This window comes from Ensifer sp. (assembly GCF_035999185.1).
In the GTDB taxonomy this organism is placed as follows: domain Bacteria; phylum Pseudomonadota; class Alphaproteobacteria; order Rhizobiales; family Rhizobiaceae; genus Ensifer.
The window spans coordinates 1-5540 of the sequence record NZ_DASYHB010000068.1 but is presented as its reverse complement, the minus strand read 5'-3'; the positions used below and the strand labels follow the sequence as shown (position 1 = coordinate 5540).

At 62.3% G+C, this 5540-nt stretch carries 5 protein-coding genes; all 5 read left to right on the top strand.

Annotated elements, in window-relative coordinates; translation table 11 throughout:
• Nucleotides 1-73: 73 nt before the first annotated feature.
• A complete protein-coding gene (gene sdhA, locus VGO04_RS07035; protein ID WP_327495241.1) occupies nt 74-1915 on the top strand; it encodes a succinate dehydrogenase flavoprotein subunit in 1842 nt (613 codons plus the stop codon).
• A gap of 8 nt (nt 1916-1923) precedes the next feature.
• A complete protein-coding gene (locus VGO04_RS07030; protein ID WP_327495240.1) occupies nt 1924-2481 on the top strand; it encodes a hypothetical protein in 558 nt (185 codons plus the stop codon).
• Nucleotides 2482-2493: 12 nt separating this feature from the next.
• Complete coding sequence (locus VGO04_RS07025; protein ID WP_327495239.1) at nt 2494-3273, top strand: succinate dehydrogenase iron-sulfur subunit; 780 nt, start codon at nt 2494-2496, stop codon at nt 3271-3273.
• Nucleotides 3274-3575: 302 nt separating this feature from the next.
• Complete coding sequence (locus VGO04_RS07020; RefSeq protein ID WP_327495238.1) at nt 3576-4121, top strand: protease inhibitor Inh/omp19 family protein; 546 nt, start codon at nt 3576-3578, stop codon at nt 4119-4121.
• Nucleotides 4122-4181: 60 nt separating this feature from the next.
• Nucleotides 4182-5336: a cell division protein ZapE gene (gene zapE, locus VGO04_RS07015; RefSeq protein ID WP_327495237.1), complete on the top strand. Its 1155-nt coding sequence runs from the start codon at nt 4182-4184 to the stop codon at nt 5334-5336.
• Nucleotides 5337-5540 lie beyond the last annotated feature (204 nt).

The following is a 5540-nucleotide window of genomic DNA, read 5'->3' as shown; positions in this document are numbered from 1 at the left end:
TTTTTCACGATCGCAGTTGGCGGGCTCTGTCTCTTCGCCATCCTGAAGATCGCTTTTGCAGGGTAATTTCGCCATGGCATCGAACAGTTCACCCGCTGCAAACGGCAAGGCCTATCAATATGTCGATCACGCCTTCGACGTGGTCGTCGTCGGCGCCGGCGGCGCAGGCTTGCGCGCGACCCTCGGCATGGCCGAGCAGGGTCTGAAGACCGCCTGCATCACCAAGGTCTTCCCGACCCGCTCGCACACGGTTGCCGCCCAAGGTGGTATCGCTGCGTCGCTGCAGAACATGACGCCGGACAGCTGGCAGTGGCACCTCTACGACACCGTCAAGGGTTCCGACTGGCTCGGCGACGTCGACGCCATGCAGTATCTCGCCATGGAAGCGCCGAAGGCGGTCTATGAGCTCGAGCATTACGGCGTGCCGTTCTCGCGCAATGCCGAAGGCAAGATCTACCAGCGGCCGTTCGGCGGCCACATGCAGAACTACGGCGAAGGCCCGCCGGTGCAGCGCACCTGTGCGGCTGCCGACCGTACCGGCCATGCCATCCTGCACACGCTCTATGGCCAGTCGCTCAAGAACAATGCCGAATTCTTCATCGAGTATTTCGCGCTCGACCTGATCATGTCGGATGACGGCCGCTGCACCGGTGTCGTCGCCTGGAACCTCGACGACGGCACGATCCACCGCTTCTCCGCCAAGATGGTGGTGCTCGCGACCGGCGGCTACGGCCGCGCCTACTTCTCGGCGACCTCGGCGCACACCTGCACCGGCGATGGCGGCGGCATGATCGCGCGCGCCGGCCTGCCGCTGCAGGACATGGAGTTCGTCCAGTTCCACCCGACCGGCATCTATGGCGCCGGCTGCCTGATCACCGAGGGCGCACGCGGCGAAGGCGGCTATCTCGTCAACTCCGAGGGCGAGCGCTTCATGGAGCGCTACGCGCCATCGGCCAAGGACCTTGCCTCGCGTGACGTCGTTTCGCGCTGCATGACGATGGAAATCCGCGAAGGCCGCGGCGTCGGCAAGAACAAGGACCACATCTTCCTGCACCTCGACCACCTCGATCCGGCGGTTCTGCACGAGCGCCTGCCGGGCATCTCGGAATCGGCGAAGATCTTTGCCGGTGTCGACGTGACCCGCGAGCCGATCCCGGTTTTGCCGACGGTGCACTACAACATGGGCGGCGTGCCGACCAACTACTGGGGCGAAGTCCTGAATGCCGATGCCCAAAATCCGGAGCGCATTGCGCCCGGCCTGATGGCCGTCGGCGAGGCCGGCTGCGCCTCGGTGCACGGCGCCAACCGCCTCGGTTCCAACTCGCTGATCGACCTCGTCGTCTTCGGCCGCGCCGCCGCCATCCGCGCCGGCCAGGTCATCGACCGCAACGAGGCGGTGCCGGAACTCAACAAGGCCGCCTGCGACCGGATCATGGACCGCTTCGACCGCCTGCGGAACGCCAATGGCTCGACGCCGACGGCGGTGCTGCGCGAAAAGATGCAGCGCGCCATGCAGGAAGACGCGGCCGTGTTCCGCACCCAGGAATCGCTGGAGTCGGGCTGCAAGCGCATCTCGGCGATCTGGAAGGAACTGCCTGACATCAAGGTAACCGACCGCTCGATGATCTGGAACTCCGACCTCGTCGAGACGCTGGAACTCGAAAACCTCATGGCCAACGCCATCACGACGATCTACGGCGCCGAGGCGCGCAAGGAAAGCCGTGGTTCGCACGCCCGCGAGGACTTCACGGAAGGCCCGCTCGGCGGCCGCGACGACGTCAACTGGCGCAAGCACACGCTTGCCTGGGTGAACGAAGCAGGCGACGTCAAGCTCGACTACCGCCCCGTCCATACCGACCTGATCGCCGACGGCATCGATCCCAAGAAGATCGAGCCCAAGGCCCGCGTTTATTGAGATAGATGTTGGCACCCCGCAGCGTCCCGCTCATCGCCTTGGTAGCAAGCGCTTCGACGCTGACGGGATGCTCGTACCTGTTTAAGAGTGGAGTTGAGGGTAGCTTCACCGAGACCGGACGTCCGCTGGTTGGCTACGTCATGTCGCGGAATGAAAAGGAACGCGGCACTCTCAATCTCGGTTCGGCCGAAAAGCAGGAGTGCAAGGGTCGGTACGAGGTATCGCAAGCGGGCACGTCCGTTCTTGGTCTGTCGATCAAGGATCAAGTCTATAAGGGACAGATCTATTGCCTCGATGGCAGGGTGGGTCACTTTGAGCTTGTGTCGGCGAAAAAAGGCAGAACAGGTTCGATAGCGGGTGAGATTGGCGGCAAGACATTTCGGGCCGATCTGATCGAGCAGAGTGGCAATGAATGTGAAAATGACGAATGCCGCCGGGGGGTGAAGTGGACGTATGAGAGCGAGCGCAGAGACCTGCACACCTACATCAAGGTTGAGGTCGAGCATAAAGCGCGGCTTGGAACCCCAGTCACTTCCGACGCAATTTTCTCAGCTTATCTTATGTAAGGACTAAGACAGATGGTTGAACTCGCTCTGCCGAAGAATTCGCAGATGACGGAAGGCAAGGTCTGGCCGAAGCCTGCCGGCGCGACCAACGTTCGCGAATACCGCATCTACCGCTGGAACCCGGATGACGGCGCCAATCCGCGCATCGATACCTTCTACATCGACGTCGACGATTGCGGCCCGATGGTGCTCGACGGTCTGCTCTACATCAAGAACAAGATCGACCCGACGCTGACGCTGCGCCGCTCCTGCCGCGAAGGCATCTGCGGCTCGTGCGCCATGAACATCGACGGCACCAACACGCTCGCCTGCACCAAGGGCATGGACGAGGTGAAGGGCGCGGTGAAGGTCTATCCGCTGCCGCACATGCCTGTGGTCAAGGATCTGGTTCCTGACCTCACCAACTTCTACGCCCAGCACCGCTCGATCGAGCCGTGGCTGAAGACGGTGACGCCGACGCCGGCCAAGGAATGGAAGCAGAGCCACGAGGATCGCCTCAAGCTCGACGGTCTCTACGAGTGCATCCTGTGCGCCTGCTGCTCGACCTCCTGTCCGAGCTATTGGTGGAACGGCGACCGCTACCTCGGCCCGGCCGTGCTGCTGCAGGCCTATCGCTGGCTGATCGATAGCCGCGACGAAGCGACCGGCGAGCGCCTCGACAATCTCGAGGATCCCTTCCGCCTCTATCGCTGCCACACGATCATGAACTGCGCCCAGGCCTGTCCGAAGGGTCTGAACCCGGCCAAGGCCATCGGCGAGATCAAGAAGATGCTGGTCGAGCGCCGCGTCTGATCGGTTTGGTCACTGCGAATTCGGAACGGCGGGCATGGCCCGCCGTTTTCCGTTCAGCGATAGCGGAACACCGCTTCGTCTTGAGCAATCCTTGATTGTGGCTGGTGCGACGGGGAGCGGAGCCGGTGTCGTGTGCCCCCGCTCCACATGCCGCGAGCCGATTGTTTCGATCCGTCGGACGTTTCAATCCTGCAACAGGTTGCAAGGAATCGTCGTCCCTTGATTTGTCAGGTGGTTTTGCTGTATTTCGGCCTATATTATCGCGTTGCATCATGGTTCGCGACACGAACAGGAGTAGGGATATGCGGGTAATTCATGCGGCGGCGGGGCTGGCGGTTGTGCTTGCGCTGACCGGATGCCAGCGGACATCGATGGGCGGTTTCAGTTCCCAGGATGCATCACCCGCTCCCATCCAGGCCGCACCGGTTCCCTCGGTTTCGTCGAACCAGCTGCCGGCGCCAAGCGGCAACACCTCGCAATTCCCGGCTGCACCGGCGACCGGTACCGCAGTTGCCGGCGACGCTACCCAGCAGCCCGGCACGCAGGTCGCGGCCGCCGGCGGCGGACTTGATGTCACCAAGGAATCGATGGTCGGCAACTGGCGCGTGTCCAGCGCCGGCGCGTCCTGCGACATGTTCCTGACGCTTACCAATCTCGGCTCCGGTTCGCGTGGCGGCACGCGTGGCTGTGCCGGCGAGCTGACGACCATGGGGTCCTGGGAAGTGGCCGGCAAGCAGGTGGTGCTCAAGGATCGCGCCGGCAACGCCATTGCCCGCCTCTACAAGACGGCCGATGCCCGTTTCGACGGCTCGACCAACGGCGGCCAGCCGGTCAGCCTCAGCCGCTGATGCTTTTCCAAGCCCGGTCTTGTGCCGGGCTTTTGTTTTCCGGCTCCTCTCGGGTGAGACGTGCTCAATCCTGACGACAGTATCTACCGCAAACTCGAAACGCTCGTCGCGAGCGGCGAGCGCAAGCGTGATCCGGCGCAGTTCTCGATTGCCCGGCGGTTCGACCATCTTTCCGCGGAGCTGCTTGCCAGCCGTCCGTCGCGCAAGACCAATGCGCTCGGCTGGCTGTTTGCCTCGCGCAAGAAGGACCATCCGCCGGTCAAGGGGCTCTACATCCACGGCGGCGTCGGTCGCGGCAAGACGATGCTGATGGACCTGTTCTTCGACACGGTCCCGATCCAGCGCAAGCGTCGGGCGCATTTCCATGAATTCATGGCCGATGTGCACGATCGCATCTACAAGCACCGCCAGAAACTGAAGAACGGCGAGACCAAGCAGGCTGACCCGATCCCGCCTGTGGCATCGGAACTGTTCGGCGAGGCGCGACTGCTCTGCTTCGACGAGTTCTCGGTGACCGACATCGCTGATGCGATGATCCTCGGGCGGCTTTTCGGCGAACTCTTCGCCAAGGGTTGCGTGCTGATTGCGACGTCCAACGTTGCGCCTGACGATCTCTATCGCGACGGTCTTAATCGCGGCCTGTTCCTGCCCTTCGTCGACCTGCTCAAGGCGAATGTCGAGGTCATCTCGCTGGACACGGATACCGATTATCGGCTGACGAAGACCGATGGCAGCCCGGTCTGGCTGTCTCCGCTTGGACCGGAGGCGGATGCGGCCATGGCGCACGCCTGGGCGCGGGAGGCCGGGAATGCGCCGCCAGCTCCGGCCGAGGTCCCGCGCAAGGGTCGCAAGATCCACGTGCCGGCCGCCGCCGGCAAGAGCGCTCGCTTCCGCTTTGCCGATCTCTGCCAGCAGCCGCTGGGCGCTGCCGACTACCTGGCGATCCTCGAGCGTTATTCGACGATCTTCGTCGATCACGTGCCGCAACTCGGGCCGCACATGCGCAACGAGACCAAGCGATTCATTCTCCTGGTCGATACGCTCTACGACAACGGCGCACGGCTTTTCGCGTCTGCCGCGGCAGAGCCGCAGGACTTGCTGACCCAGAAGAAGGGCACGGAAGGCTTCGAGTTCGATCGCACTGTTTCGCGGCTGATCGAAATGCAGAGTGAGGAATATGCTGCTGCGCACCCGGCCAACGGTGCTGTTTCATGACGCAATCGTGACGCAAACTCTTACGTTTACGTAAGAGTTTTATGATCTAACCGATTGAAATTACTTCACCAAAAAGTATCGATTGATATTTTAACGATTGCCGTTTAATGGCTTCCGCGAAGGTTTGGCGTTTGCCGCGTTTCAGGCCTCGATCATATTGGGATCACAAAGGAAGCACTTTCATGGCTCGCAACAAGATCGCAC

What these genes read in the sequence shown, in the direction of transcription:
- VGO04_RS07020 (WP_327495238.1), top strand. Translation starts at nt 3,576, where the DNA reads ATGCGGGTAATTCATGCGGCGGCGGGGCTGGCGGTTGTGCTTGCGCTG.
- VGO04_RS07025 (WP_327495239.1), top strand. Translation starts at nt 2,494, where the DNA reads ATGGTTGAACTCGCTCTGCCGAAGAATTCGCAGATGACGGAAGGCAAG.
- sdhA (WP_327495241.1), top strand. Translation starts at nt 74, where the DNA reads ATGGCATCGAACAGTTCACCCGCTGCAAACGGCAAGGCCTATCAATAT.